The sequence below is a fragment of the Pseudomonas sp. R5-89-07 genome (assembly GCF_003851685.1).
Lineage (GTDB): Bacteria > Pseudomonadota > Gammaproteobacteria > Pseudomonadales > Pseudomonadaceae > Aquipseudomonas.
The window spans coordinates 2,315,934-2,342,758 of the sequence record NZ_CP027727.1; the positions used below are offsets into that span (position 1 = coordinate 2,315,934).

At 60.7% G+C, this 26,825-nt stretch carries 30 protein-coding genes; 11 read left to right on the forward strand and 19 right to left on the reverse strand.

Features of this window, described 5'->3' with window-relative positions:
- Positions 1 to 332: 332 nt before the first annotated feature.
- The 3 genes from C4J94_RS10730 to C4J94_RS27600 all read right to left on the reverse strand — a co-directional run bounded on the left by C4J94_RS10730 (position 333) and on the right by C4J94_RS27600 (position 2,918).
- Positions 333 to 1,502 carry a zinc-dependent alcohol dehydrogenase gene (locus C4J94_RS10730; protein ID WP_124386124.1) on the reverse strand — a complete coding sequence of 390 codons (1,170 nt, stop codon included), beginning with the start codon at positions 1,500 to 1,502 and terminating at the stop codon, positions 333 to 335.
- Positions 1,502 to 2,335 carry an SRPBCC family protein gene (locus C4J94_RS10735; protein ID WP_124386125.1) on the reverse strand — a complete coding sequence of 278 codons (834 nt, stop codon included), beginning with the start codon at positions 2,333 to 2,335 and terminating at the stop codon, positions 1,502 to 1,504. Before C4J94_RS10735 ends, C4J94_RS10730 begins: the two co-directional genes overlap by 1 nt.
- A gap of 121 nt (positions 2,336 to 2,456) precedes the next feature.
- Positions 2,457 to 2,918 (reverse strand): hypothetical protein, encoded by a 462-nt coding sequence (locus tag C4J94_RS27600; protein WP_164485568.1) that lies wholly within the window; start codon positions 2,916 to 2,918, stop codon positions 2,457 to 2,459.
- On the opposite strand from C4J94_RS27600, the gene C4J94_RS27825 reads away from it, so the two are divergent.
- Positions 2,896 to 3,165 carry a DUF6555 family protein gene (locus C4J94_RS27825; RefSeq protein WP_124386126.1) on the forward strand — a complete coding sequence of 90 codons (270 nt, stop codon included), beginning with the start codon at positions 2,896 to 2,898 and terminating at the stop codon, positions 3,163 to 3,165. The genes C4J94_RS27600 and C4J94_RS27825 overlap by 23 nt on opposite strands.
- Before the next feature lie 414 nt (positions 3,166 to 3,579).
- Here C4J94_RS27825 and C4J94_RS10750 read toward each other — a convergent pair whose 3' ends face one another.
- The 3 genes from C4J94_RS10750 to C4J94_RS10760 form a co-directional block, all read right to left on the reverse strand.
- Positions 3,580 to 4,131, reverse strand: coding sequence for an ATP-dependent Clp protease proteolytic subunit (locus tag C4J94_RS10750; protein ID WP_124386128.1), 552 nt, complete (start codon positions 4,129 to 4,131; stop codon positions 3,580 to 3,582).
- Positions 4,132 to 4,184: 53 nt separating this feature from the next.
- Positions 4,185 to 4,535, reverse strand: a complete 351-nt coding sequence (locus tag C4J94_RS10755) for a general stress protein (RefSeq protein ID WP_124386129.1) — start codon at positions 4,533 to 4,535, stop codon at positions 4,185 to 4,187.
- Positions 4,536 to 4,825: 290 nt separating this feature from the next.
- On the reverse strand, positions 4,826 to 5,002 hold the full coding sequence (locus C4J94_RS10760; protein WP_076954923.1) for a general stress protein: 177 nt from the start codon (positions 5,000 to 5,002) through the stop codon (positions 4,826 to 4,828).
- Between the two features lie 461 nt (positions 5,003 to 5,463).
- Here C4J94_RS10760 and C4J94_RS10765 point away from each other — a divergent pair, with 461 nt between their 5' ends.
- Positions 5,464 to 6,960, forward strand: coding sequence for a sensor domain-containing diguanylate cyclase (locus C4J94_RS10765; RefSeq protein WP_124386130.1), 1,497 nt, complete (start codon positions 5,464 to 5,466; stop codon positions 6,958 to 6,960).
- A 43-nt stretch (positions 6,961 to 7,003) separates the two neighbouring features.
- Here the strand turns inward: C4J94_RS10765 and C4J94_RS10770 are convergent, their stop codons facing one another.
- Positions 7,004 to 7,222: a hypothetical protein gene (locus tag C4J94_RS10770; RefSeq protein WP_124386131.1), complete on the reverse strand. Its 219-nt coding sequence runs from the start codon at positions 7,220 to 7,222 to the stop codon at positions 7,004 to 7,006.
- Complete coding sequence (locus C4J94_RS10775) at positions 7,222 to 7,521, reverse strand: hypothetical protein (RefSeq protein WP_124386132.1); 300 nt, start codon at positions 7,519 to 7,521, stop codon at positions 7,222 to 7,224. Before C4J94_RS10775 ends, C4J94_RS10770 begins: the two co-directional genes overlap by 1 nt.
- Before the next feature lie 210 nt (positions 7,522 to 7,731).
- On the opposite strand from C4J94_RS10775, the gene C4J94_RS10780 reads away from it, so the two are divergent.
- From C4J94_RS10780 to C4J94_RS10790, 3 genes are read left to right on the forward strand one after another with little or no spacing between them, the layout of a single operon-like run.
- On the forward strand, positions 7,732 to 7,953 hold the full coding sequence (locus C4J94_RS10780; RefSeq protein WP_124386133.1) for a PLDc N-terminal domain-containing protein: 222 nt from the start codon (positions 7,732 to 7,734) through the stop codon (positions 7,951 to 7,953).
- 14 nt (positions 7,954 to 7,967) lie between these two features.
- A complete protein-coding gene (locus C4J94_RS10785) occupies positions 7,968 to 8,483 on the forward strand; it encodes a hypothetical protein (RefSeq protein WP_124386134.1) in 516 nt (171 codons plus the stop codon).
- A 9-nt stretch (positions 8,484 to 8,492) separates the two neighbouring features.
- Positions 8,493 to 8,936, forward strand: coding sequence for a DUF421 domain-containing protein (locus C4J94_RS10790; protein WP_124386135.1), 444 nt, complete (start codon positions 8,493 to 8,495; stop codon positions 8,934 to 8,936).
- Positions 8,937 to 8,942: 6 nt separating this feature from the next.
- On the opposite strand, the gene C4J94_RS10795 is transcribed toward C4J94_RS10790, so the two are convergent.
- On the reverse strand, positions 8,943 to 13,088 hold the full coding sequence (locus tag C4J94_RS10795) for a CheR family methyltransferase (protein ID WP_124386136.1): 4,146 nt from the start codon (positions 13,086 to 13,088) through the stop codon (positions 8,943 to 8,945).
- A 289-nt stretch (positions 13,089 to 13,377) separates the two neighbouring features.
- Here C4J94_RS10795 and C4J94_RS10800 point away from each other — a divergent pair, with 289 nt between their 5' ends.
- Complete coding sequence (locus C4J94_RS10800) at positions 13,378 to 14,235, forward strand: SDR family oxidoreductase (RefSeq protein ID WP_124386137.1); 858 nt, start codon at positions 13,378 to 13,380, stop codon at positions 14,233 to 14,235.
- 150 nt (positions 14,236 to 14,385) lie between these two features.
- On the opposite strand, the gene C4J94_RS10805 is transcribed toward C4J94_RS10800, so the two are convergent.
- The 4 genes from C4J94_RS10805 to C4J94_RS10820 form a co-directional block, all read right to left on the reverse strand.
- A complete protein-coding gene (locus tag C4J94_RS10805) occupies positions 14,386 to 14,625 on the reverse strand; it encodes a hypothetical protein (RefSeq protein WP_124386138.1) in 240 nt (79 codons plus the stop codon).
- Entirely contained in the window at positions 14,625 to 14,879 is a 255-nt protein-coding gene (locus tag C4J94_RS10810; RefSeq protein WP_124386139.1) for a DUF6555 family protein, read from the reverse strand. The genes C4J94_RS10805 and C4J94_RS10810 overlap by 1 nt, the downstream gene beginning before the upstream one ends.
- An 89-nt stretch (positions 14,880 to 14,968) precedes the next feature.
- Positions 14,969 to 15,250, reverse strand: a complete 282-nt coding sequence (locus C4J94_RS10815; RefSeq protein ID WP_124386140.1) for a hypothetical protein — start codon at positions 15,248 to 15,250, stop codon at positions 14,969 to 14,971.
- Positions 15,251 to 15,347: 97 nt separating this feature from the next.
- Positions 15,348 to 16,100: an OBAP family protein gene (locus C4J94_RS10820; protein WP_124386141.1), complete on the reverse strand. Its 753-nt coding sequence runs from the start codon at positions 16,098 to 16,100 to the stop codon at positions 15,348 to 15,350.
- Positions 16,101 to 16,269: 169 nt separating this feature from the next.
- Here C4J94_RS10820 and C4J94_RS10825 point away from each other — a divergent pair, with 169 nt between their 5' ends.
- Both C4J94_RS10825 and C4J94_RS10830 read left to right on the forward strand, forming a co-directional pair.
- Entirely contained in the window at positions 16,270 to 17,373 is a 1,104-nt protein-coding gene (locus tag C4J94_RS10825) for a M42 family peptidase (protein WP_124386142.1), read from the forward strand.
- 18 nt (positions 17,374 to 17,391) lie between these two features.
- Positions 17,392 to 17,892, forward strand: a complete 501-nt coding sequence (locus C4J94_RS10830; protein WP_124386143.1) for a CinA family protein — start codon at positions 17,392 to 17,394, stop codon at positions 17,890 to 17,892.
- Here the strand turns inward: C4J94_RS10830 and C4J94_RS10835 are convergent.
- Together C4J94_RS10835 and C4J94_RS10840 are read right to left on the reverse strand one after the other, a co-directional pair.
- Complete coding sequence (locus C4J94_RS10835; RefSeq protein WP_124386144.1) at positions 17,889 to 18,182, reverse strand: hypothetical protein; 294 nt, start codon at positions 18,180 to 18,182, stop codon at positions 17,889 to 17,891. The two genes, C4J94_RS10830 and C4J94_RS10835, sit on opposite strands and share 4 nt — an antisense overlap.
- Before the next feature lie 21 nt (positions 18,183 to 18,203).
- Positions 18,204 to 18,467 (reverse strand): hypothetical protein, encoded by a 264-nt coding sequence (locus C4J94_RS10840; protein WP_124386145.1) that lies wholly within the window; start codon positions 18,465 to 18,467, stop codon positions 18,204 to 18,206.
- Positions 18,468 to 18,643: 176 nt separating this feature from the next.
- Here C4J94_RS10840 and C4J94_RS27605 point away from each other — a divergent pair, with 176 nt between their 5' ends.
- The gene (locus tag C4J94_RS27605) at positions 18,644 to 18,793 is read left to right on the forward strand and encodes a hypothetical protein (protein ID WP_164485569.1); all 150 of its coding nucleotides are present in this window, start codon (positions 18,644 to 18,646) and stop codon (positions 18,791 to 18,793) included.
- A 148-nt stretch (positions 18,794 to 18,941) separates the two neighbouring features.
- On the opposite strand, the gene C4J94_RS10845 is transcribed toward C4J94_RS27605, so the two are convergent.
- From C4J94_RS10845 to C4J94_RS10860, 4 genes are all read right to left on the reverse strand, one after another.
- Complete coding sequence (locus C4J94_RS10845) at positions 18,942 to 20,288, reverse strand: cytochrome c (protein WP_124386146.1); 1,347 nt, start codon at positions 20,286 to 20,288, stop codon at positions 18,942 to 18,944.
- A 16-nt stretch (positions 20,289 to 20,304) separates the two neighbouring features.
- A complete protein-coding gene (locus tag C4J94_RS10850) occupies positions 20,305 to 22,539 on the reverse strand; it encodes a molybdopterin cofactor-binding domain-containing protein (protein WP_124386147.1) in 2,235 nt (744 codons plus the stop codon).
- Positions 22,539 to 22,997, reverse strand: a complete 459-nt coding sequence (locus C4J94_RS10855) for a (2Fe-2S)-binding protein (protein ID WP_124386148.1) — start codon at positions 22,995 to 22,997, stop codon at positions 22,539 to 22,541. The genes C4J94_RS10850 and C4J94_RS10855 overlap by 1 nt, the downstream gene beginning before the upstream one ends.
- A gap of 158 nt (positions 22,998 to 23,155) precedes the next feature.
- The gene (locus C4J94_RS10860; protein ID WP_124386149.1) at positions 23,156 to 24,064 is read right to left on the reverse strand and encodes a LysR family transcriptional regulator; all 909 of its coding nucleotides are present in this window, start codon (positions 24,062 to 24,064) and stop codon (positions 23,156 to 23,158) included.
- A gap of 106 nt (positions 24,065 to 24,170) precedes the next feature.
- Here C4J94_RS10860 and C4J94_RS10865 point away from each other — a divergent pair, with 106 nt between their 5' ends.
- Together C4J94_RS10865 and C4J94_RS10870 are read left to right on the forward strand one after the other, a co-directional pair.
- Complete coding sequence (locus C4J94_RS10865) at positions 24,171 to 25,532, forward strand: MFS transporter (RefSeq protein ID WP_124386150.1); 1,362 nt, start codon at positions 24,171 to 24,173, stop codon at positions 25,530 to 25,532.
- A complete protein-coding gene (locus C4J94_RS10870) occupies positions 25,529 to 26,803 on the forward strand; it encodes a glucarate dehydratase family protein (protein WP_124386151.1) in 1,275 nt (424 codons plus the stop codon). The genes C4J94_RS10865 and C4J94_RS10870 overlap by 4 nt, the downstream gene beginning before the upstream one ends.
- Positions 26,804 to 26,825: the final 22 nt, after the last annotated feature.

Sequence of the window (26,825 nt, forward strand, 5' to 3'; positions counted from 1 at the left end):
CAGACCAGGTCGGCTCTAAGGCCGCCTCGCTTTTGATTTTGATCTTGAGCGCCCCGTCAAACCACGCTGGCCGGAAGCCGACAGTGATGGGGGGGTAAACCGGCAGGACGCCGGTTTAGCCGCCCCGCGCCATGGATGGCGCGTGGCGGCGGCCCCCCAAATCACTGTCGGATTACGGGCACACCGAGCGTGAGCGAGGTGCCGAGTGGTGGGGCAAGAGCCCTTTGGTTACTTTGGGGCTTTTCCAAAGTGACCCGCTGTAAGAGCGGAACCATAAGCCGCCGTTACCCAAACAACGGATATTCACCCGCAACCAAAAGCCCCAAAACAGCTCAAGGCCTAAACACCGCCCGCAAACACTGATCCGTCTTCTCCTTGAACATAGCGTACCCCTGCGCCCCATCCTCCAGACTCATCGGATGAGTCAACAGATAAGCCGGATCCAACTCCCCCTTCTGAATATGCTCAAACAACGTCGCCGCATACCGCTGCCCCGGCTGCTGCCCCGATTTCAACGTCAGCGCCTTGTTGACAATCGCCCCCATGGGAAACTTGTCGAGCAGCCCCCCATACACGCCAACCACCGACACCGTGCCGCCTTTGCGGCAAGCCCGTATCGCCTGCCTGAGCACACTGCCGCGTTCGGTATGCAGCCTGAGCAACTGCTTGGCCTTGTCATACGCATAGTCGATCTCGGTGCCATGCGCCTCCATCCCCACGCAATCGATGCAACGGTCCGGCCCACGCCCGCCAGTCAGCTCCAGCAAGGCCTCGTGCACATTGGTTTTCTCATAGTTGATCGGTATCGCCTTGCCGCGCTCTTGCGCCAGGCGCAGCCGGTCGGGGTAGCGGTCGATGGCGATCACCCGCTCGGCGCCTAGCAGATACGCGCTGCAAATGGCCATCTGGCCGACCCCGCCGCAGCCCCATACCGCCACGGTGTCGCCGGGCTGGATACCGGCGTTGTCCGCTGCGAAGTAACCGGTAGGCGCCGCATCCGAAACAAACAGCGCCTGCTCGTCGCTGACGCCTTCGGGCACCTTGAACAGGTTGACGTCGGCAAACGGCACCCGCACGTAGGTGGCGTGGCTGCCAGGGTAGCCACCGAACGCATGGCTGTAGCCGAGGATGCCGCAGCATGGCTGGCCGTACATAAGGTCTGTCGCCGACGGGTTGGGATTGGAGTTGTCGCAGCAGGAGAAATCGCTGCGCTGGCAGGGTTCGCAGTTGCCGCAACCTATGATCGAAATGGTAACCACCTTGTCACCCTGGCGCAGGTCGGTGATGCCTTTGCCCACTTCTACCACTTCGCCCATGAATTCGTGGCCGATGATATCGCCAGGCTTCATGGCCGGTACGTAGCCGCCAAGCAAATGCAGGTCGGAACCGCACACGGAGGACATTGTGACGCGGATGATTGCGTCACGGGGATTGAGGATGGTCGGGTCGGGAACGTTGTCGACTTGCAACAAATTCGGTGCTTGCCAGGTGAGTGCGCGCATCAGTGAGATCCCCCTTCAATGGCGACGCCGGTCTCGACGGTCGAGTGATCGGTGGTCACTTGGTCATCGGCGGCGTGTACGTAAAAAAAGTCGTCGTCCTGTTCCGGTCTGAGGCGGTTGTTGCTGACCTCGCCGGTTTCCAATTGTTGTTTCACCGCTTGCAGCGCATTGAGCAGGGCTTTGTCACTGAACAGGCTGATCGCCCGCGCCAGCCCGTAGCCCAATTTGCCCATGGCCGGCTTGCATACCACCACCGCCCTGACCTGGGTGCCACGGCCTGCCGGAGCGGGTGAGAGCGAGAGGCTAATGTCATGGGCCCAGCGCGCATCGCCTGGGGTTTTCCAATGCAATACCGCAGGCTCTTGGGTTTGGCTCTGGATCAGTGTGCACTGCACGCGCTTGCCGGCGGGTGCGCGCAGTGTCCAGCGGGTAGTGTCCGGCGCCAGCTGCTCGACGCTGTCGACCCAGCGCAGCAACGGGCCGATCTGTTCGGGCCTGGCGAGGAAGGCAGACACTTCCTCAAGCGGGCGATTGATCGTGATACTGCGCGTGATCGCCTCACTGAGCGGCCAGTGATGCTCGCGACTGAACTGCTGTTCGAAGGGCGTCGGCGTCAGCGCCTGCTTGAGTCTGCAATGGCCGGCGGTGCCGCGAACTACGGCGTAGGCGCCTGCCACGGTCTGCAACGCGCCGCTCAATCCGCCTTTGCGCCAGCCGTGCAGCAACAAGGCAGCGCCGGTCGTCAGTGACAGCGCACGTTCAGCCTTGGTCAGCGTGCCGCGTCGGTGGGTGTCTTGAGGGGTATGGTTCGCTATCAGTGGATGCTCAGTCATGTTTCCAGTCCTCCAGCGGGTGTGTTTGCGGTAGAAAATTGCGCGCCGTTTGAGGTTCCACTGCATTTCACGATGGGGGATGAAAGGTGTTTTGGGTTGGCGTTGATTATCAGTTCAAGGGTTACAGATTGTTTAGAGGCCCCTTGGGCGGCATGCGTCGACGCGCAAAGTCGTCCCACCGCTCGGGCCTGCGCTGTTCGCCACAGCGCACACACACATAGACCTCGGGGTCCAGACCCAAGTAATAACCCTTGCGTATATAAGGGTGATCGCACGTATCTAGCCAAGAGTACCGGCCAGTTCGAACACGCTGATTAGCCATATAAAGCTGCCATGAAAAAAAGCCCGCACAAAGTACGGGCAAGACAGGAGTTTTTACCAAGAGCCTGGAGTGAACAGACTCACTATTAAGAATCAGGAAAATAGCAGCGGTTTTATTTTTTTCAGGAACGGCCGACGAATGGTTGTTCTGCTTTAAATCAGTAAATGCCGGCCATTTAGATAAGAAAAATTCTGAACCTTCGTTCTGATAAAACCACAAAAAATCAGAAGGAGCGGCTATGAAAAATTCTTTATATATCATCGAGTACGACTATCAGCATGAGCCGAAGTCTTTCATTATAAGAGCCGAGTTCATGAATAACGCAGAGGCGTGGCATTGGGCATGCTGCGACGCGGGGATCGGTATAATCCCAAGGTCGCGTAATGAAAAGATCAAACGAGTAAGCAAGCCACTTGCCGAGCGCTATGGGCTTGAAAATGTAAGGTGGCGTCCGTCTGGCAGCGTTCCGTTTATTGCAAAGCCCTACGTTCCACCACCGCCCGAATGATGGATGGTAGTTGAGAGTTACTGTTTTATTCGACGCTCCTGCAGCTGATATAACTTCTGTACACTGCGTTGAAGTGCAACTTTCATCAACTCGTCCGTATACATTTCTTTGCACGCTGGGCAAAGCATTTCAGACGCTGTTGCCACCAGGAAATCGGGTTCACCCGTGGACGATTCATAGAATTCCTTGCATTGAACGCAACGGCGGTTCGCTTGTAAAGGGTGCACATCGGTTCCTCCCTGAATGAATTGCCACCATTCATGATTGGGCGGACGTTTTCAACAATAAAAAGCGAAATTTTCAAACAAGCGATTAGTTGATATTTTAATGCCAGTATCGCGATCCGACAGCGGGGCGGATCACGTTCGGTTGCAACGTTGCTCTGTGCATTGCGGGCCCGATTGATCAGCGGCGCTAGGAGTGAACGAAGCTGCTCACGAACTCCGCCTTGATCACCGGTAGCTCGATCGCATGGATCAGGCCGGCCGCCAGTGCCTGGTGCGGGTCAAGAATGCGCGGCGCTGCGATCAGGTACTTTTCCGTTTCCAGCGTTTCATCGGCATCGGCGGTGCGCTCGGCCACGATGCGTGCATACAGCTGCAAGTCATAATCGAGGCTCATCGCGTACTCGGACATCCGCGAATGGTCGACGGCGCCTTGCACATGCCAGTGAAACGGATGAAACAGGAATTTGCTGTGAATACAGGCGGTTCGGCGTTCACCGGCCAGAAAAATGATATTGCCCATCGACTCTACCGTGCCCAGGTTATGCGTATGCACCGGGATCGGCAGGGACAAAAGGAAGTTGTACATCGTAAACCCGTAGCTGCATTCGCCGCCCATGGTCGCGATGTTCACTACCAGGCCTGAAGCATCCTGCTGCACGGCCAACGAGGCTTTTTCGATCAGTTGGCTGCAGGTTGAAGCGGTAACAGGGCCGGTAAAATTGATAATGTGTAAAGGCATGGTGTCCCTCATCAATGAAAGCAGGGGAGCACTGCTCCCCTGCATCAAGCACATCAACTGTTGCGGCCACCACCGTGGCTGTTTTCGCCGCCTTTACGCCCGGCTTCAGAAGCCTTCTCGCGGTCGTTGGCGAAATTGCCGCCACTGTTCTGGCCCCCTTTGCGGCCCGCCTCGGCGGCGCGTTCGGGATCATTCTTGAAGTTCCCGCCGCTGTTTTGACCGCCTTTGCTACCCGCTTCGGCGGCCCGTTCCGGGTCATTCTTGAAGTTCCCGCCACTGTTTTGACCGCCTTTGCTGCCAATCTCCTGATAGAACTCTTTATCGTGAGAGGCAGACGTGGCTTCACCACCTTTTTTACCGGCTTCATTGACGCTCATTTGGCCTTTTTTGTCTTGAGTACTCATGTTCAGTTACCTCGTCGTTATGTCGGTTATGCAACGTTCATTTCGATCTTGCAGGGAACTTACACTTCGCCGCGCTGACGCACTGGCTATAAGTGTCTCTCGCACAATGGTGGACTCTGCGGCAAACCGATAGTTGCTTCAGCTAGTTCAACGCCGCGCCGATGTTCGTAACACGTCGCGGTGTTTGAACGCATGCCCGACTGCGCCTCGGTTCGCACTTCCACTATCGGCCGGTGATGTAATTCACCACGCTGGTAATTAGTTGACGCTCGCATGATTAATGCCCTTCGTTATGACTTGCGCCCACCACCATGACTGTTCTGGCCGCCTTTACGCCCCGCTTCCGACGCTTTTTCGCGGTCGTTGGCAAAGTTGCCGCCTGACGACTGGCCACCTTTCTTTCCCGCCTCCGACGCTTTTTCGCGATCGTTAGCGAAGTTGCCAGGGTTTTTATTACTCGTGGTCATAACAATACTCCAAGTTCAATTGTCGTTTCGCTAGTTGCCCATTTATGCAACGGACATCTACTCCGATAAGAGCAAGCGGGCAGATGTTTTGAAAATTTTTAGAAATGGCGATGAACGGTAGTGAGTAGCAAAAAACTTGTACAAATGAGCATTCCCGAGGCCGCTTCGTATAACTTTTTTACTGTAGAGGGGCCGCGGTTGATATTGAAATAATGGCGCAACTTGTTGCTCGCTTAGTCTCCAGTGTGTTGTTTGAACGAGGACCAAAGCGCAACGTGATCCAGCGCCGACGTCGACCCTTGCGGGCGCCGCCTTCGAACGGCGGGGTGGTCGTTGCACACTCTGTTGCTGCAGCCCCGCCAGACTGCTTGTATGCTTGCGCCCCGGAACCGGTGGCCGCTGTGAGTACCGACGTTCGTTTGATGGCTGGAATGGAAACCGGACTTCCTTAAGGTGCTGACGTGAAGCGTGATACCCGCCTTGTGATGCTTTTGCTGTTGGTGATCGGCTGTTCCCTGACTTCGTTGACGATCTGGAAAGTCCTGTCCTCCCGCGAGCGTGCGCTGGCGGAGGTGGACGTGCATGGCTTGAACCTCACCCAGGCGCTCAATACCTACACCGAAGGAATCGTGCGCCAGAGCGCGCTGTTGTTGCTGGGGCTGGTCGAACGCCTGGAAACCGAAGGCAGTGGCGCGGCGCAGATCGAGCGCATCGGCGCGCTGATACGTCGACAGCAGCCGCTGATGCCGCAACTGAGCGGCATTACCATCTATGACCAGCAGGGGCGCTGGCTGATGTCGTCCAATCGCGTGATACCGGCGGGTGCCAACAGCAGCGCACGTGCCTATTTCATTCACCATCGCGACGATCCGAGCCGTGAGCCCTTCATCGGCCCGCCGATCCAGAGCCATAGCAAACATGAATGGGTGGTGACCGTCAGCCGACGCTTCAATGACGCGACCGGCAACTTTGCCGGGGTGGTGGCCGTGACCCTGGGGGTGGAAAACTTTTTACGCGTGTTCGGCAAGCTCGACATCGGCCAGGACGGCGCGATCGGTTTGTCTTATACCGACGGCACCTTGCTGGTGCGCTATCCCTTCCGCGAGCAGGACATGGGCCGCAACTTTTCCACCTCGCCGATCTATTCCCAGTATCTGGTCGACCGCTCCGTCGGCACCGCTTCGTACACGTCCAGCCTGGATGGGGTAGAGCGGCTGTATGCGTTCCGCAAAAGCGAAAACCTGCCGTTGATCACCACCGTCGCCCTGGGCAAGCACGAAGCGCTGGCGGCCTGGCGAATAGAAGCTGCGCTGTCGGCCGTGGTGGTGATGGGGCTGTTGGGGCTGACCGGTTTGATCGGCTGGTTTCTGATCCTCGATATCCGCCGCCGAACCCTGGCCGAAGAGGCGCTGCGTGTTGCGCAGCAACAGCTGCTCGAGTCCAATCGACAGCTTGAGTTATTGGCGATGAAGGACGCGCTGACCGGCCTGGCCAACCGCCGCTGCTTTGATGAGACCCTGGCCCTGGAAGCGCGCCGGGCACAACGCGACGGCACGACGCTGGCCTTGCTGATGATCGATATCGACTACTTCAAGCGCTACAACGATGCCCTCGGCCACGTCGCCGGCGATGCCTGCCTGCAAAGGGTCAGCAAGCTGCTGGAAACCTGCGTGCGGCGCCCTTCGGACCTGGTGGCGCGTTATGGCGGAGAAGAAATCGCGATCATCATGCCCGCGACCGACGGTGAAGGCGCGGCCGTGGTGGCGCAACTGATCCTTGAACAACTGCAGCATGCCAATATCGCCCATCCGGGCAGCCCATTCGAGCGCGTGAGTGTGAGTGTCGGCGTTGCGGCGGCAGCGGGTGATGGGCTGGAGCCGGCGCTCGGCTTGGTCGAGGCGGCGGACAAGGCGCTTTATAGCGCGAAGTCGGCAGGGCGTAATGGTTTTGCGCTGTGACTCAATTGTGGGAGGGGGCAAGCCCCCTCCCACAGGGTTAACCTCAATCGGCACACGCCAATGCCGGCCGACGACTGCCGACATTGCGCAAGCGCTCAACCGGCATGTCTGCCATCGCCTCTTCACGCAGTGCGGTTTCCAGCGCCTCCAGATGCCGCGACAGGATCTTCACCGATCCGCCCGGGTTGGCGGGGTCGAACGGGATCTTGCCATTGGCGACCAATACCATCGCCAGTTCCCAGGCCCGTCGTGAGTTGTTCATCACGCCACCTCCTTTTCACGCCGGGCAACTTTTGCGTCCTCGCTCGCCACGCTGGGTGTGGGCACCGGAAAGTGTGTGTTGAGTACGCCCAGATGATCGATCGCTTCACGGAACAGGGTTTGGGCCTTTGCGCGCAGGCGCAGGTATTCATCGAACAGTACGCTATCGAAATCGGCGCGTTCGAGCAGGTCGAACGCGCTGCGGCTGATGGCGTTGGCTTCATTTAACAGCTTCTGGTTTTGCTCCAATGCCAATTGGCGGCAGGCCATCCGTTTTGCATAAGTGTCGTTGTATTGCATGGCGTAAGTCCTTCTTCAACAGGTTCCGGTAAGGTTGTGACCGGCCTGGAACGGGGCGGTATCAATTTGCTTATCTTTGAAATATTGATCAATTCAACGATTCAGTTCCGTTAGAACCATCGTTAATTTAGATCCGGCATCCGCCAGCCGAAAAAATCTGAACCCTGCGACCGCCCGGCCAACCTAATGTGCATAACCGGGAGGTGCACCATGCAAGTGACGTATTTCTGGATTGGCTTGATGATCATCCTGCTGTTGATCGACCTGTGGGTCCTCAACAGCGTGTGGCGTAGCGAGAACTCCTCAGGGAGCAAGGCGGGGTGGACCGCCGTGGTGGTCTTGCTGCCGCTGCTCGGCGCGGTGATATGGGCGGTGTACGGCCCACGCGGCGTGACCAAAGGGCCGTCTTCGCCGGAGCACAGCAAGGGCTGACAAGAGGGCAGGTTATGCGCGAGTCAGAGCCTGACGACCTGCACAGCCGCGACTATCCGGTACGTGAAGACATGCCTCAGCAACGCCGAATCTGGCGCTTCGAGCGACTGGGTTGGTATGGGCTGGTGGTACTCATCGTACTGACCCTGGCGGGGCTGTTCTCCAAGGGGCCGTTGAGCACCACCGAGGTGCGCAGCGCCAATGGCCAGCTGCGCGTCGAATACCAGCGCTTCCTGCGCAATGGTTCCTCCGACGCGCTGGTTATTCATATGCAAGGCGTCGCGGGCAAGCCACTGGAACTGGAGATCAACGGCGAGCTGTTGCAGGGCTTCAATGTGGAAATGCTCCAGCCCCAGCCGCTCAAGGCCAGCACGGCGGGAGAGGGCGTGAAGCTGTGGACACTGACCGACGATCAAGGGCGCGCCACGCTGCATCTGACCCTGCGCAGTGACGGCGTCGGCAGTTTCGACACTCAGGTGTCGCTGGCCAACGGCGCAACGGTGGACGTCTCGCAGTTCATTTATCCCTAGGGGGCAGTCATGGACTCAGTCTTGCGCGCGGTTGCGATTTATCTGGTATTGCTGGTGCTGTTCAAGGTCGCCGGCAGGCGCTCACTCGCCGAACTCACCACCTTCGACCTAGTGTTGTTGATGGTGATCGGTGAGGCCACCCAGCAGGCGTTGTTGGGCGATGATTTTTCGCTGACCAATGCGGTGCTGGTGATCGTCACGCTGATCGCCATCGACATCGGGTTTTCGTTGGTCAAGCAGCGTTCGCGGTGGTTTTCACGCTTGCTCGACGGCGGCCCGACGGTGGTGGTAGAGCAGGGCCGAGTGCTCCACGAACGCCTCAAGCGCGCACGCCTGGATGAAGACGATATTCTCGAGGCGGCGCGGTCGGCCCAGGGAATTCTCGAGATCAAGCACATCCGCTTCGCGATTCTGGAGCGTAACGGCAAGATCTCGGTCATCCCTTATGAGTAATCCCACTTAGCGGCGCGAGCGGCACAGGCTTTCGATCAGGCTGATCAAGGCATCATGGGTGACCGGCTTGCTGACATGCGTACTGAAGCCTGACTCAGCGGTTTTTTTCTGGTCACTGCTGGCCCCATAACCGGTCAACGCGATGGCGGGTACCTGCTGGAGATGGCTGATCTGCCGCAATTTCTGCATCAGCTCATGGCCATTCATCTTCGGCATGCCGATGTCCGAAATAATCAGGTCGTAGGGCGTGTCGCCGGCCACTTCCAGCGCGTTCAACGGGTCATCGAAAGCACTCACCTCGGCGCCTTCCATCTCCAGCAGCATATTCAGCACTTCCAGCACGTCCGCAGAGTCGTCCACCAGCAACACCTTGACGCCGCTCAGGCGCTCATCCGAGGATGCTATGGCATTGGAAAGAGGCAGGCGGTCCTGTTGCGCGGACAGTGGCAGCGAAATCGAGAAGGTGCAGCCAAAGCCCAACCCCTCGGACTGAACGCTGACCGTGCCGCCGTGGGCTTCCACCAGTTGCCGTACCAGGGACAGGCCGATACCCAGCCCTTCGCGTTGATGGGTCTGATGCTGGTTTTCTGCCTGCCCGAACAGATCGAAGATTTTCTCCAGGCTGTCTTCGGCGAGCCCGGCCCCACTGTCGATCACGTCCAACCGCGCATACCCCTCGGTACGGCTGGCTACCAACTGCACGCGGCCGTCGTTCGGGGTGAATTTCAGCGCGTTGTTGACCAGGTTCCAGATCACCTGTTCGAGGCGCGTCGGGTCGGCGTCTACGAACAGGGTCGCCGGAACCGCGGGCTTTTGCAGGGTCACCTGGCAACGATGGCCATCGGCGAGCACCACCGCGTGGATATCCTCAAGCGTGCGGATCAGGTCGATCGGTTGTTTTTTCAGCTTGAGCTTGCCGGTGCGTACCCTGGCCACATCCAGCAGGTCGTCGATGATGCGCGCCTGGCTCGAGACCGCTTCGCAGATCGTGTTCACGGCCTTCACCGCCGGGCCGGTGGCCTTGGTCGCCGGCAGGCGACGCAACAGCTCGGCATTTAGTTGGATCAGGTTCAACGGATGCTTGAGTTCGTGGGACATCACCGCGAAGAACTCATCCTTGAGGTGGCTTTTGGTCTGGGTTTCCATCAAGCGCTGACTTTGCTCATCCTGGGTGCGCTTGTGCCCGGTGAGGTCACGGGCGATCTTGACGTAGCCCTGCAGGCTGTTGCTGGTCAGTTGGGTGACTTCACCGCTGCAATAGAACCGGCTGCCATCCTTGCGCACATGCCAGCGCTCGTCTTCGCCGCGCCCGTGTTCGCGGGCCGCGCGCAGTTCGTTTTCCGGGATACCGGCGGTACGGTCCTCAGGCGAGAAGATCAAGTCATAATACGCGCCCATCACCTCGTCCTTGGTGTAGCCGAAGATCAACTCGGCGCCCGTATTCCAGTCGGTGATCGCGCCATGATCGTCCAGAATGATGATGGCAAAGTCATGGGTGCTGTCAGCGACCAGGCGCATGCGCTCTTCACCCAGGCGCAGTTCTTCTTCGGCCTGGCGCCGCTTGGTGATGTCGATAAAGGTCAGCACCGTGCCATCGATATGGTCTTCGCTGGAGCGGTAGGGCAGCAGGCGCGCGATATACCAGCGGTCGTCCTTGCTGCTGATTTCGCGCTCGATCATGCTCAGCGACTCGAACACGTTGGTGGCGTCTTCGGTCATTTGCGGATAGTCGAGGCGATGGGTGATGTCCATCAACGAGCGCCCGGTGTCCACCGGCAACATGCTGAAAATATCCGTCGCCCGTGGCGTGAACCAGCGGATGCGCATGTTGCGGTCGACGAAGACCGTGGCGATATCGGTGGAGGCGATCAGGTTGGTCAGGTAGTCGTTGACCTTGTCGGTCTCTTCCACCTTGGTCTTGAGTTCGAAATTGACCGTCAGCAGTTCTTCGTTGATCGACTGCAACTCTTCCTTGCTCGTTTCCAACTCTTCGGTGGCCGAGCGCAACTCTTCGTTGACCGCCTGCATTTCCTCGTTGGAGGCCTTGAGTTCTTCGCTGGAGACCTCGGCCTGTTCGATGGTGTCCTGCAGGTGCAGCTTGGTGCGTTGCAGTTCGCGCTCCAGGTTGCTCATCATCTGGTTTTCGGCATGGCCGATGGCGCTGTCTTCGGCGTGCTGCGGGTCGACTTCGCTCTCCTGGAAAATCACCAGCACATAGTCGCTTTCGGTGGCATCGTCCTGGTACGGCAGGGCGGTGATATCCACCAGGTAGTGCGCGTTGTCGCGTTCTATCCGCACTTTGCGTGACGTCACCGAGAGCCCCGATTGCTGGACCTGGAACAGCGTGGTGCGGATATCCAGGCGCAGGTCCGGATGCACCAGCGCCAGCAGGTTGCGCGTCATTTCCCCCGCCACATGGCGCAGGAAGCGGCCCGCGCCTTCGCTCATGTGCAGGATGTCGGCCTGCATGTCCACGATCACACTCGGCGGCGCGGCTCGCTCCAGGGCGCGCAGGTGAATATCGGCGAACGACACCTTGTTGGGGATCTTGGCCTGTATGGGGGCGACCGTGGCGTTGGTGCGCAGGTAGCCGCCACGCGGCATGGTGGGCGCGCGACGCATCGCCGCCGAGCCTGCGCGCACGCGGAAAATCCGGTTGCGCTTGTCCACCGGTACGAACAGGTCCAGGCAGCCGTCGGCAGATTCCGAAGAGCCCAGGAACAGGTAGCCGCCGGGGCGCAGCGCAAAATGGAACATCTGCAGGATGTCGCGCTGCACTTCGCGGTCCAGGTAGATCAGCAGGTTGCGGCACACGATCAGGTCGATCTGCGAGAAGGGCGGATCGCTCAGCAGGCTGTGCTTGGCAAACAGCACCTTTTCACGAATCTCTTTGCGCACCCGATAGTGCTGGTTTTTTTCCTTGGCGAAGTACTGGCGCAGGCGCGACGGCGGCACATCGGTAATGATCGCTTCGGGGTACACCCCGTTACGCCCGTGGTTAATCGCACGCTCGTCGATGTCGGTGGCGAACACCTGCATTTTTGCATCGCTGGCATCCAGCGCCAGTTGCTCGGCGACCAGCATCGCCAGGCTGTAGGCTTCCTCGCCAGTGGAACAACCGGCCGACCAGATACGCACTTCTTCGCGCTTGGGGACGGTGTCTTCCAGTGACTTGACCAGGTTGGGGATCACATCGCGTTCGAGGGCTTCGAAGGCCTCGCGGTCGCGGAAGAAATTCGTGACGCCGATCAGCATGTCGCCGAGCAGCGCCTTGGTTTCTTCGGGGTGCCCCTGAAGGTATTCGTAGTAGCTGGCCAGGTCCGGTTGGGCGGTGACTTGCAAGCGTCGCTCGATGCGACGCAGCACTGTGGCCCGCTTGTAGTGCTTGAAGTCGTGGCCGGTGTTGAGGCGCAGTTGAATCAGGATATCCAGCAGCAGCTGTTCGGCGACGGCCGCGTCACGCTCGGTGCCTGGCGGCGTGGTCTTGATCTCGGGGTCATTGGCGGTGGGCAGGATGATGGACTGGGCGTTGCGCCACAGCTCCAGCAGCTTTTGCGGCATCTCCACCACGGGCAGTACCAGGTCGACCATCTGGGTTTCGATGGCCGCCAGTGGCATGCCGTCGTATTCGGCGTCTTCCGGCGATTGCACCAGGGTGATGCCGCCTTGTTCCTTGATTCGCGAAACGCCGACTGCGCCGTCCGAACCGGTGCCCGACAGCACCAGGCAAAACGCACGTTCTTTGTGGGTGTCTGCCAGGTCGCGAAAGAACAGGTCGATGGCGATGTGCGAGCCGCCCTCGCGCACCGATGGCGAGACAGACAGATAGCCATCATTCATCAACAGGTGCTGCGCTGGCGAAATCACGTACACCCGGTTCTTTTCGATGGGCGTCGTTTCGCTGACTTGCATCACCGGCAGACGGGTCGATTCCTGAATGATTTTATCCGCCACGCTTTGATGGTCGGGGGACAGGTGTAGGATCACCACAAACGCCATGCCGCAGTCTTGGGGCATGTGTTCGAAAAACGCCTTCACCGCCTGCAACCCGCCCGCTGACGCGCCGATGCCCACCACTGGAAAATTCAAGGTGCTGGGGATCACATCCTTGCGTTGCGGAACATTGGGCGACCGCGGGGGGGCAGACTTCATAATTACCAACCTTGGTTAACTGCGCAGGGCATGAATTTGAATCGGGATGGGAGAAAAACGAATAGCGGAATATAGCTGAAAAGCGCTGTGTAACAGAACGCTTCGACACTACTCGATACCCCAACGGGCGTTCACTCCTAGGTTGAGGGGGTGTGCATCGCAAAGGTTTATTCAATCGGACGAGTGGCGCAAACCCCGGGGGTACGGTCATCCGATTTTGTGAAAATTGCTCTGAACTATCGTGCTCGGCCAGCCCTCGCAACACTAACCACACACAGGAGGGAATCCGATGACTCACTACCCAAAACCACCCTTCAAGCCACAACAGCAGCCCGTGCCCGGCGACCAGCGCAAGATGGAGCCGATGCCCGATTGCGGCGAGCAAAGCTACAAGGGCTCAGGCCGGATGGCCAACAAGATTGCGCTCATTACCGGTGCCGACAGCGGCATTGGGCGTGCGGTGGCGATTGCCTTTGCTCGCGAAGGCGCCGATGTTGCCGTGTCGTATCTGGACGAGCATGAGGATGCCAAGGAGACCGCGCGCTGGGTCGAGGCGGCGGGGCGTCAGTGCCTGCTGTTGCCAGGCGACCTGGGCGACGCGGCCCAGTGCACGGCCATCGTCAACGACACCGTGAAACAGTTCGGGCGTATCGATGTGCTGGTCAACAACGCCGCGTTCCAGATGACCTACCAATCGCTGGAAGACATTCCCGATGAGGACTGGGTGAAGACCTTCAACATCAACATCACGGCGATGTTCCGCATCTGCAAGGCGGCACTGCCGCACATGGCCGAAGGCAGTTCGATCATCAACACCACCTCGGTCAACTCCGACATGCCCAACCCGTCGCTGTTGCCGTATGCGGCCACCAAGGGCGCGATTGCCAACTTCACCGCCGGGCTGGCGCAGATGCTCGGCGAGCGCGGGATCCGTGTGAACAGCGTGGCGCCGGGGCCGATCTGGACGCCGTTGATCGTGTCGACGATGACTGAAGACATGGTGAAGGACTTCGGCGGCAACACGCCGCTGGGACGCCCCGGCCAGCCGGTGGAAGTGGCGCCCATTTATGTGCTGCTGGCGTCGGATGAGGGCAGTTATATCTCGGGCGAGCGCTATGGCGTGACGGGCGGTAAACCGATTCTTTAAACCCACATGCCCCTGATTCCCAGGGGCATATCTGATTGCCAATGTAAGAGGGAGCTTGCTCGCGAAAAACCTCCAGGCGCCGCGTTCATTCTGGAGAAGCGCGTGAGGCCTGAGTTTTTCGCGAGCAAGCTCGCTCCTACAGTGAAAGATTCAGTCTTTCCTGGTGCGATGAATGCGCATCCACTCTCGATAGGCGGCGGTGCGTTGCGCATCGGCGAGCTTCTTGGCCTCGGTAAAGCGTGCCCAAGTCATGGCGTCGCCGCTGTAATGTTCGATGATCTTGTAAGCCTGGGCATCCAATCGATCCGCTTCGTAGAACATCTGATTGTTCTGCGCGACCTCGTCGTCCCACACTTGCCTGCTTAGGTAGTCCAGCACCTGACTGTTCATTATGTAATGCCCTCTGCCCACTGAATCGCTGTTGCGCCGCACCAGCGCACATCCGTAATGCCGTACTTCTCCGCCATCGGCTTGGAGACGCGCTTGAGATTGTTTTGCCCGAACCTGGGGATGACCGCCACGCCGGCATCGCAACTGGCCCAGTGCCATGCTTCAGCATTGTTCATGCGCGCCGCACGCACGATGAACGACCTGGGCTCGCCGTGTAGTTGGTACTTGATGGTGAATAACTCGTTGTTTTTCATGAGGCCTCCCTATGCTCATGAAGTACAGATAATTGACGTCAAAAATAATTCAAAGAAATTGTCAGACAATGGATGAGGTGCGCATAGCCTCAATCGTCCACCGTGAAGGTGACCCAGCCTGGTCCTTCTGCCGGGCGTTCAAGGGCCACTATTACGCCACTGACGGACGTGCCGTCGGGTAGGTTGACGGTGACGAAGTTGGGGTTGCCGGGCCACTTCAGCGGCGAGTTGAAATCCACGCGGACAATAGTGGGCTTGCCGCTACTGGTCATGTTTATGTCCAGGTTCTCGTTGAGGCATTCGTCCGCTTCGGTGCCTAGATGACGGGAAGCAGTAATGACGCTGGCAGGGCCTTGATGGTTATAAGGCATAGTTGGATTCCTCGTGCAAAGGGCCGTTGATGCGCCCGGTTCTTGTGAGGCAAGCGCCGGCAAATGATCGTTCAATCCAAATGACCGGCTGCCGCCGTCAGTGCTGGTGGGCTGCCTGGGTAGGGTCTTCGATCTGGATGATGTTGCCCTGGCGCCAGGCGTCTGCACCGGGTGCGATGGGCGGCGCGACGATGTCGGCACGCGCCTGCTTTTCCTTGGCGCTGTCGATCCCCAGTCGCTGGTCCCGCTCGCTGACCATCTTCGGATCGGCCTGGCCGTCTGCGGTGAACCCCATCATCAATTGCGGCACGCCCAACGGCAGGCGCTTGTTGAGGTCGGTGTGCCAGGTGTGCCAGGTCTTGCCGTAGGTGTGCACGAGCTTTTCCATCAAGGCGTGTTCGGCCACCGCAGGGATACCGGGCGCCACCAGTTGCCCCGATTTCACTTCATGCACATGGCTGTGCCACAGCGCCTTCTCCGGCGCGGGCAGGCTGTTGAACAATTGCTCGCTGATGATGTATTCCACACCCATCAACTTGGCGTCCTTGCGGTTGCCGTCGTAGATCACGCACTGGATCACTTCCTCGTTGAGGATCGCGCAATAGTGATGGGCTTCCATCTGCACGTCGGGGTGGCCGTTGTAGAAGTGGAAGCCATCGAGGTAGGCATTCAGCGCATCGATGGGCGGGCGTGACTGCAGCAGGGCAGCGCCGGCGTCGAGGCTTCGGGTGGTGGCTGATTTGGCGTCTCCGGGCGCGACGACGTTCGAGGCCGAATCATTACCGGCGCAGGCGGTCAGCGAGGCAATGGAAATCGCGAGGCACAGCGAATGCAGGCGGGTGGTATTCATCGGGAAATCCCTCCATGGGCGGTGGTAGAACCCATCTAGAAAGCCTGCCGAAGTGGGTGTTCAAACGGATTTATGCGCGCGCACCATGAGGAAGATTTGTTGAACATTCGTTCGACCTGCCAGGTCATTTTTTTATAAGTGTTCAACAGCGCAAATGGAGAGACCCCGGATGCAGCCCCAGCCAAACGATGCCCGACCTGACCACAGTGCCTCGACCGAAGCGGACGCCATTGCCCAATTGCTTCACCAGTTGTTGCTCGCCCGCGGCCCTGGCGGCCAGGAGGATGAAGTGCGCGCCATTTGCCTGGAGCACCTGCGGCCGCTGTGCGACGAGGCCTGGGTAGACCCTGCCGGCAACGTGGTTGGCCTGGTCAAAGGCGCGCAGGATGAGCGCGAGCCGCGGCGCGCGGTGAGGGTGATGGCGCACATGGATGAGATCGCCATGGTGGTCAAGCATGTCGACACCGACGGTACGTTGCGGGTGACCGCGCTGGGCGGCGCCAACCCGGTGAACTTCGGCATGTGCCCGGTGGACATACTGGGCGATCACCAGATCATTCCCGGTGTGCTGTCCTTTGGCTCGATGCATGCGACCGGCAATGCGCCACAGGGCGCCGATGTGCAGTCTGGCAATGTGCACTGGAACGACGTGCACGTGATCACCCGTTGCTCGGTCGACACCTTGCGTGAGCACGGCGTGCGTCCTGGCAGCCGCGTCACCCTGAGCCGCCACTGGCGTGCACCGTTTCGGGTGGGGGATGCGATTGCCGCGCACTTTCTGGATGACCGTGCGCCCATCGCCGCGGCACTCCACAGCGTGCAGTGCCTGGACCAGCGCCGTGGGGAGCTGGCGTGCGATGTGTACTTTGTCTTCACCACCCTGGAAGAAGAAAGCAATGCCGGTGCGATGTATGCGGCGCAGACCCTGCCGGGCGATACCACCATCGCGCTGGAAGTCGGCCCGGTGATGAGCGAGTACGGCACTCGCCTGGGCGTCGACCCCATCATCAACACGGGTGACCTCAAGGGCTATTACACCCGTTCTGTGGTGTCCAACCTGGCGGCCGCCGCACAACGCTGCGGTTATACCGCCCAATATGCGCTGCTGGTGGATTTCGCCTCGGATGCCAGCGCCGTCATGAGTAATGGCACCTCGGCACGCGGCGGTTGCCTGGCGATCCCAACGGAAAATACCCACGGCTACGAGGTGATTGTGGACGGTGCGATCCAGGCGTGTGCGCTGACATTGGCCGACTACCTTGCAACGTTTTGAACGCCGGAGAGTGTCACCATGGAAATAGCCGCTTCAACCATCGACTACCTGAAACAGCACGAGCTCACCCTCACCAGCGCCGAATCCTGTACGGCGGGCAAAATCATCACGCTGTTGTCCGAGGTGCCGGGCGGTGGGTCGTGTATCGAGAGTGGGTATGTTGTGTACTCGCCGCAGGCCAAACAGCGCTTGTTGGGTGTACGCGCCTATACGATTGAAACCTTCAACCTCACCAGTTGTGAAGTCGCGCGCGAGATGGCTGAAGGCGCGTTACGTGACAGTTCGGCACAAGTCGCTGTGGCCACCACCGGCCTGCTGGGCCCGGACGACATGGACGGCATTCCGGCCGGCACCATCTGTTTTGCCTGGGCGTATCGCATCGGCCACACGCTGAGTATTTTCAGCCGAAAGGAACGCTTCATGGGGGGCCGCGAGCAGGTGCAGCTGGCTGCGGCGCTGCATGCGTTGAAATGGCTAGCGCATTTTCACCACCGGGCATTGGTGGGTGAGCGGGGCTAGCCTCTGGCCGTTCCAGGCTGGAGCGCGATGTTCAACAGCAACTCGTCGGAGCCAAACGCCTGGGCATCCACGAGGTCGCCGTGATACGTGCGCGTTTCTACGTTGACCGTAACGCTATGGGCTTTGGGCAGTGCTTTGGGCCATGGCCCTGTGATGCGCAGCGATAGATTCTCGTCGGCGACGGTGATGTGGGCCGTGCATTCATGGGAAAGCGGGTTCACGCCGAGCAGCGTGTCTTGAAGGTAATCGATTCTGCAATGTTGCAAAGGTGTCGCAGTGGAATCGGGCATGGGCCGCCTCGTTGTGTTTTTTCAACCGCATTGGCCCACCGACGTGAGGCGGGAGGTTTTTCGGGAAACCACCATGTCTTCGAGGATTTCCCGTACAAGCCGGTTGATACCCGACTCGCCGTGGTAGCGGGCGCGGTTGATATTGGCGATGGTGAATTGATTGGCGTCAGGCGCGAGCACGGTGACGGACAAGCTGTTGTCTGGATTGATCGTGCAGCTGACACGGCAATTGCGCAGCCGCTGTGCAAGAGCGTGCTCGATTTGCGCTTTGGTCAACGTGTCCATGGGATCACCGAATAACAGGCCTGAGCGGATCAAGGTTAGCCCAAATATCCTGTGCGTAAATGCTAGCCACTTAATGGCAAACCATTCGTCAGCCTCACGGCCGGCGCAGGGAACGTTTGCGTCCAGCCATTGGCCACATGCAACACACCCTTACGAATAGGTTCAAAGGTGATCTCATGAAAAAGCTGTCTATGTGCCTGGGTCTTTGCAGTGTGTTCTTGCTGCACGGCTGTTTCGACAATTCGGACAACACCACCAAGGACAACACCAGTGGCAGCAAGTCTTCGGTGCAGATGCAGGAAGGCAAGTCCGACGAGAGCAAGTAGGCACAACTTGGCCAAATGTGGGAGGGGGCTTGCTCCCGATAGCGTTGTGTCAGTGAATGCATGTGTAACTGACACACCGCCATCGGGGGCAAGCCCCCTCCCACATGTGATCCACCTATATCGAGGAGACCGTGCTTCGGTTGCGGACTCAACGCATATGCAAAATGATCGGGCTGCTGCTGGCCGGGTCGGTGTGCCCGCGCAGTTTGCCCACGGCCTGGGCGTCGACCGCGCCGCCCTGGTTGCCCCAGGTGCTGCGCACGTAAGTCAGCACTTGAGCGATGTCCTGATCGGACAGTTGCTCCCGGAATGCCGGCATGCGGTAGGCGTCGGGAAGGCCAGCGGCCACGACGCGTTGCGAGCCGTTGAGGGTGATGTTGATCGCCGAGGCGCTTTCCTTGGCCAGGGCCGAAGTGGCGCCGGCCAGCGGTGGCATCCAGTCTGGCTGGCCCTTGCCGTCCAGACCATGGCAGGAGGCGCAGCGGGTCGCGTAGGTGTGGGCGCCGGGGGCGTCCTGACGCGCATTGGCGGCCACGGCCTGATACTGCCAGGGTGTGCCGTCGCGCTGCGGGTCGCCGGGCAGGGATTTGAGGTAACGGGCGATGGCGGCCAGGTCGTCGCCAGCCATGAACTGTGTGGAGTTGTTGAACGCTTCGGTCATCGATCCGTAGACCACCGCATGCTGGTTGCGCCCGGTCTTGAGGAACTGCACGATCTGCGCCTCGCTCCAGCGGCCCAAGCCGGTGTTGGGGTCTTGGCGCAGGCTGGGCGCGTACCAGCCGTCGAGCAGCGCACCGGCCAGGAAGGGCGCGCCGGACTGGTCCAGGGCTTTTTCGTTGAAGGCCAGGCCGCGCGGTGTATGGCAACTGCCGCAGTGGCCGGGGCCCTGGACGATATATGCGCCACGGTTCCACAGCGCGTCCTGGCTGGGGTTGGCCGCGTAGGCGGCGGTGGGCGCGAACACGCCATTCCACAGGGCGATGGGCCAACGCAGGTTGAGCGGCCAGGGAATGTCGCTGGGAATGTTCGGTTCGCTGGCTGGCTGCACGCCTTTCATGAAGAACGCATAGAGCGCCTTTATGTCGTCGTCGCTGAGCTTCACATAAGACGGGTAGGGCATGGCCGGGTACAGCCGGCGCCCGCCCGGCGCTACGCCTTGGCGTACGGCGCGGTCGAAGTCGGCCAGGCTGTAGTTGCCCACGCCATGCTCGCGGTCGGGGGTGATGTTGGTGGCATGAATCGCCCCCAGCGGCGTGGCCATCTCCAGGCCACCGGCAAACGGCGCCTTGCCCGGCAGGCTGTGGCAGGCCACGCAGTCACTCAGACGCGCGACATACTCGCCGCGGCTGACCAGGGCCGGGTCGAAACTGGCGGTTTTTTCGGCTGCGAAGGGTGAGGCGGGCTCGCGGGTGACGTACCAGGCCAAAAGGCCTGCGACGACCAGGCAGGGCAGCGCCAGCCAGCCTGCGGTTCTTGCGAATCGGCGGTTGTTCATGGGCGTTCCCTGTGAGTTAACTGAAGGTGTAGCGGCTCAACGGCAAGCTGCGGATACGCTGGCCGGTCAACTGGGCCACCGCGTTGGCCACGGCTGGCGCCACGGCGGGCAACGGGGGTTCGCCGATACCGCCCATTTTTTCACCGCTCTCGACGATCTTCACGTGTACCCGCGCCATCCGCGACGGCGGCAGGATCGGGTAAAGGTCGTAGTTGCGCGCACGGGGCTTACCGTCCACGTAGACCGCTTCCTCCAGTAAGGTTTGCGACAAGCCCAGGGCCACGGCACCGTTGACCTGGGCTTCAATGATCGCCGGATTGACGATGCTGCCCGGGTCGATGGCCTGCCAGATGTCGTGCACCTTGACCTGGCCGTTGTCGATCGACACTTCGGCGATCACCGCCGCGTGGGAGCCAAACGGCGAGGCCATGGCCACACCACGGGCGCGTCGGCTGCCGTCTTCGGCGGTAAATGGCCCGCGCTTCCAGCCGCCGGACAGCTCACCCACCGCCTGCAGCAGGGTGGTCAGCCGCGCGTTGTCGCGCAACAGGTGCAGGCGCAGTTCGTACGGGTCGTGGCCGCCTTTGTCCGCCAGTTCATCGAGGAACGCTTCGTAGAAGAAGTCGTTCAGCGAATTGCCCACCGAACGCCAGTAGCCGAGCATGGCCGGGCCTTTGACGTAGATCTGTGCGATGCGCTTGTTGGGGATCGCATAACTTTTGCCCGACAGGCCTTCGAGGGCCGTGGGGTCGAGGGCGTCGCCCTGTTTGCCGGCAATCGCTTCGGTGGGGCCTTCGGTGGCGCTCACCGCTTCGATGGCCACCGGCAGGCCTTTGTCGTCCAGCGCGGCGTGGAACTTGACCACCGCGACCGGGCGCAGCACATCACGCACGAACTCTTCCTCACGGCTCCAGATCAGCTTGACCGGGCGGCCGACGGCCTTGGCCAGGACAATCGCCTGCGGGTAGGGGTTGGCCGAGTCATACAGGAAATGCCGACCGAAGAAACCGCCCAGCAGTGGAGAGTGCAGGGTGATTTGCTCAATGGTCAGGCCGGTGCGCTTGGCGATGTCGGCGCGGAACATATCCGGCGCCTGGTTCGGCAGCCACACCTCCAGGGTGCCGTCGGGGTTGTAGCGCGCCAACGCCGAAGGCGGCTCCAGCTGGGCGTGGTTGAGGTATTGGTTGTGGTAGGTGGCGTCGACGCGGGTCTTGGCACTGGCCAGCGAGGTGGCCACGTCGCCCTCGGTTTCGTCGTCGCGGGCCGGGCCTTGCTGGGCGGCGAGAAAGTCGCGGTATTTGTCGCTGGAAAAGTCCGCCGGCATCGCGCGTACGGTAGAGTCGGCGGCGGCTTCGAGCCATTCCACCTGGATCGCTTCAACGGCGCGCTTGGCGTGCCACCAGCGTTCGGCAACCACCGCCACGGCGCCGGGCAGGGTATGAACCGAATGCACGCCCTTCATGGCCTCGACCTGGGCCTGGTTGCGCAGGCTGCCCACCGTCATGCCCAGGCGCGGCGCGTGCTGCACGGCGGCGTGGAGCATGCCGTCGACTTTCAGGTCGATGCTGTACTGCGCCTTGCCGGTGGATTTGTCGTAGGCGTCCAGGCGTTTGACCGGCTTGCCGATCCAGCGGAACTGGCTCGGGTCGCGCAGGGTGATAGTGGCCGGGTCGGGCACCGGCATGTCCAGGGCGCGAGCGGCCAACTCGCCGTAACCCAGCGAGCGGCCGGAAGCGGCGTGCACTACGCGGCCGGGTTGCGTGGTCAGTTGCGCCACCGGCACGCCGAGCTGTTCGGCGGCAGCCTGCATCAGCATGGCGCGGGCGAGGGCGCCGAGGCGCCGCATGGTCGGGTAGCTCATGCGCACCGACATACTGCCGCCGGTAATGCGCAAGCCATTTTCCATCACCACATAAGCTTCACCGGGCGGAGCGGCTTCGACCACGAACGTGGCGGGGTCGGCATCCAGCTCTTCGCCGATGATCTGCGCCATGGCCGTGTGCGTGCCCTGGCCGCCTTCCATGAAGGGGCTGAGCAGGCGCACGCTGCCGTCCGGACGAATCTCCAGGAACGCCGGCACCTGGGTCCCGCGCTCGGCGGTGCCGGTGGCAGCCTGTACGCGGGACGCGCCAAGCGGCAGGCCGAAGCCGATCACCAGCGCACCCACGGCGGTACTCGCCAGGAAGCGCCGACGCGACAGGTTGATCGGCTCGTCCAGGGTCACGCCGGGAAGGATCTCGCGAATGTTCATCAAACGCTCCCCTTGCCGGCGGCCAGGTCATCCATAGCGGCATGAATGGCGTTGTAGGTGCCGCAGCGGCACAGGTTGATCATCGCCGCGTTGATTTGCTCCCTGGTCGGTGCAGGGGTGTGCTTGAGCAGCGCCGTGGCCGCCATCACCTGCCCGGACTGGCAGTACCCGCATTGCGCCACCTGGCGCTCGACCCAGGCCGCGACCACGCGCTTGCCCACGTCATCGGTTTCGATGGCCTCGATGGTGGTGATCTCGCGACCAACCAGCGCCGCCACTGGCGTTACGCATGAGCGCACCACGTTGCCGTCCACCAGCACCGAACACGCGCCGCACTGGGCCAGGCCGCAGCCGTACTTGGTGCCGGTCATGCCCAGGTCGTCGCGGATCACCCACAGCAACGGCGTGTCGGCGTCGGCATCGACCTGATAGGCCTGTTGGTTAATACGTAATTCCATGGCGGCTCACCTGCTGATCATCGGTTGGTGGTGCTGAGTTCTTATAGAGGGGTGCGACCGTAGGTCGCCCATCGTGGAACTCTAGACCACCGCGCAAGGCCCATCTATGCAATAGCCCGCAAGTTCAGAGGATCAGGCAAGTAATCGACAGGATTGGGTCACTGCGCGGGGCGCAAGCCTTCGCCTGCCGCCGTGCGAATGCCTTCGAGCAGCATGGTGAACGCCGGGTTGTCGTTGTGCTCGCGCCAGATCAGGTGCAGCTCGCTCTGCGCGCCTTCGCCCAGGTCGATATCGTGAAACACCACGTTTTTGAACACCACGCTGCTGGCGCAACGCGGCACCAGGGCCAGGCCCATGCCGGCGTTCACCAACGCGAGGATGGTCAGGGACGAACCCAGCCACTGCACATACTGTGGCGCCACACGCGCCGAGCGCAGCAGGCCGGTGAGCAATTCATTGAACGGCGGATAGGCCGAATGGGCGTACATCAGGAACGGTTGCGCATCCAGGTCCTGCACGCTGACGGTCTCTGCCTGGGCCAGCCGATGACTGCTCGGTACCGCCAGCACGAACGGCTCGCGCACCAGGCATTCGGTGGCGTAGCCAGGCTCCACCAGTGGTGCGCGGACGATGCCCAGGTCGATGCGTCGGGCGCGCAGGGCTTCGTATTGCTGGTAGGTGTTCATCTCGGACAGGTCGATCCTGACGTGAGGCTGTTTGAGACGCGCCTCGGCAATCACCTTGGGCAAAAACTCGTACACCGCGCTGCCGACGAAACTGATATTGACCGTACCGATATCGCCCTCGGCGAAGCGCCGCGCGGTCACCGCCGCTTGCTGGGCACGCTCCAGCAGGTTCTGCGCCTCGACGAAAAACGCCCGCCCCGCGGCGGTCAGGGCAACGCTGCGGGTGGTGCGGGTAAACAGCTCCACGCCCAAGTGATGCTCCAGCAACTGGATCTGCCGGCTGAGGGGCGGCTGCGTCATGTTCAGCCGTTCTGCGGCCCGGCGAAAATTCAGTTCGGTGGCCACGGTGGTGAAGCAGCGCAGTTGCGTCAGTTCGAACATTGATCCAAATCCCGTATCAATCGCATGCCAGGTTAGATTAGACGGGAACAATCCCTGGCGTCCATCATCGGCCTGTCCCTAAAAAAACAATGAATGGGAGTTGCCCGTGGATACCCTCCAGAACCTGCCAGACCCGAGCGCGCTTGCCCGCGCTGCTGCCAAGGTCAAGCGCCATGTGCTGCCGTTATTCGTGGTGATGTTCATCGTCAATTACATCGACCGCGTCAATATCGGCTTCGTGCGCAGCCACATGGAAACCGATCTGGGCATTGGCGCCGCGGCCTATGGCTTGGGCGCCGGGTTGTTCTTCATCGGTTATGCGCTCTTTGAGGTGCCGTCCAACCTGTTGCTGCAACGCTACGGCGCACGGGCGTGGTTGACGCGCATCATGTTCACCTGGGGCGCGGCGGCGATGGGCATGGCGTTCGTGCAGGGGGAAACCAGTTTCTACGTGTTGCGCTTTATCCTCGGTGCGGCGGAAGCCGGCTTCTTTCCCGGCATCATCTATTACTTTACCCAGTGGCTTCCTTCCAGCGAGCGCGGCAAGGCCATGGCGGTGTTCCTCAGTGGTTCGGCGATTGCCTCGGTGATCTCCGGGCCGGTGTCGGGGGCGTTGCTGAACGTCAACGGGTTTAGCCTGCATGGCTGGCAATGGATGTTCCTGATCGAAGGCTTCGCCTCCATCATGCTCTGCGGGTTCGTGTGGTTCTGGTTGCAGTCCCATCCCCATCAGGCCAAGTGGCTCACGAGCGCGGAAAAACACGCGCTGGTCAGTGCCATCGCACTGGAGCAACAGGCGCGCGAGGCGAACCTGCGCGTGCGGCCGTCGATGTTCAAATTGCTGGCCGACAAACAGATCGCCCTGTTCTGCTTCATCTACTTTTCCATCGCCCTGACCATTTATGGCGCCACCTTCTGGCTGCCGAGCATGATCAAGAAAATGGGCAACCTGGGTGACTTCCAGGTGGGCTTGTTCAACGCCATTCCGTGGTTGATTTCGATTGTCGCCATGTACGGTTTCGCCTCGCTGGCCAGCAAGTGGAAGCACCAGCAGGCCTGGGTGTCACTGATGCTGGTGATCGCCGCGTTCGGCATGTTCATGTCCACCACCGGCGGGCCGGTGTTTGCGTTCGTTGCCATCTGTTTTGCCGCGATTGGCTTCAAGGCCGCTTCGGCGCTGTTCTGGCCGATTCCCCAGGGTTACCTGGATGCGCGCATCGCGGCGGCGGTGATTGCCCTGATCAATTCGGTGGGCAATCTGGGTGGTTTCGTCGCGCCCACCACCTTCGGCTTGCTGGAGCAGACCACGGGCTCCATCGAGGGCGGCCTGTACGGCCTGGCAGCCACTTCGCTGGTGGCGGCGGTGCTGGTGTTTTTTGCCCGCACCGCGCCGCGCAGCGGTACACCACCCACCTCAGCCACAACGCCACACACTTTGCATGCCGATACACAGGGAGCCGTCTCTTGAAAATCATCCGTGTCACCGTCACCCCGATTGCCTTTCGCGACCCGCCGCTGCTGAACGCCAGCGGCATCCACGAGCCTTTCGCGCTGCGCTCGATCATCGAGATTGAAAGCGACACCGGCTACCTCGGCCTCGGCGAGAGCTATGGCGACGCCCCGGCGCTGGCGATCCAGCAGCAGGTACAGCAACAATTGATCGGCCTGGACCCTTTCGACCTCAATGGTCTGCGTGCAATCGTGAAGGCCACCGTGGCCGCGCATAAGCCGCTGAGCATTGCCGGTGCGGAACTGGCACCGGGCTCCCATGCCAGCAAAGCCGTGAGCAATGCCTATTCGGCGTTTGAAGTGGCGTTTCTCGATCTGCAGGCGCATGCGCTCAATGTGCCGCTGGTGGACCTGCTCGGCGGCGCGATCCGAGACCAGATCCCGTTCAGTGCCTACCTGTTTTTCAAGTACGCCCAGCACATCGATTCACCCTACAAGCCCGACAGCTGGGGCGAAGCCCTCACCGAAGCGCAGATCGTCGCCCAGGCGCGGCGCATGCTCGAAACCTACGGCTTCAAAAGCATCAAGCTCAAGGCCGGTGCGCTGGAGCCCGAGCACGAGGTGCGGTGCATCAAGGCGCTGAAAAAGGCGTTTCCGGGCGTACCGCTGCGCATTGACCCGAACGGCAACTGGTCGTTGCACACCTCGATTCGCATGGCCGAACTGCTCGGCGACGATCTGCAATATTACGAAGACCCGACGCCGGGCCTGGACGGCATGGCCGAGCTGCACAAACGCACCGGCTTGCCCCTGGCGACCAATATGGTGGTCACCGACTTTGACGAGTTCCGCCGCAGCGTGGGGCTTAACAGCGTGCAGATCGTGCTCGCCGACCACCATTACTGGGGCGGCCTGCGCGACACCCAAGTGCTGGCGAAAATGTGCGATACCTTTGGCTTGGGCGTATCGATGCACTCCAACTCACACTTGGGCATCAGCCTGATGGCCATGGCTCACGTCGCGGCGTCGGTGCCCAACCTCGACTATGCCTGCGACACCCATTACCCCTGGCAGGAGCCGGACGAGGAGGTGATCAAGGGCGGCAAGCTGCCCATCGTCGACGGCTGCGTGCGCATCACCCGCGCACCGGGGCTAGGCCTGGAGCTCGACCACGATCAGTTGGGCAAGCTGCATGATCAATACCTCAGTTGCGGTATCCGTCAACGCGATGACGTGAAACAGATGCAGCGCTATCAACCGGATTGGAAAACCGTCAAGCCACGTTTCTAAAAGCTGGTCGCTTCATTTGCCC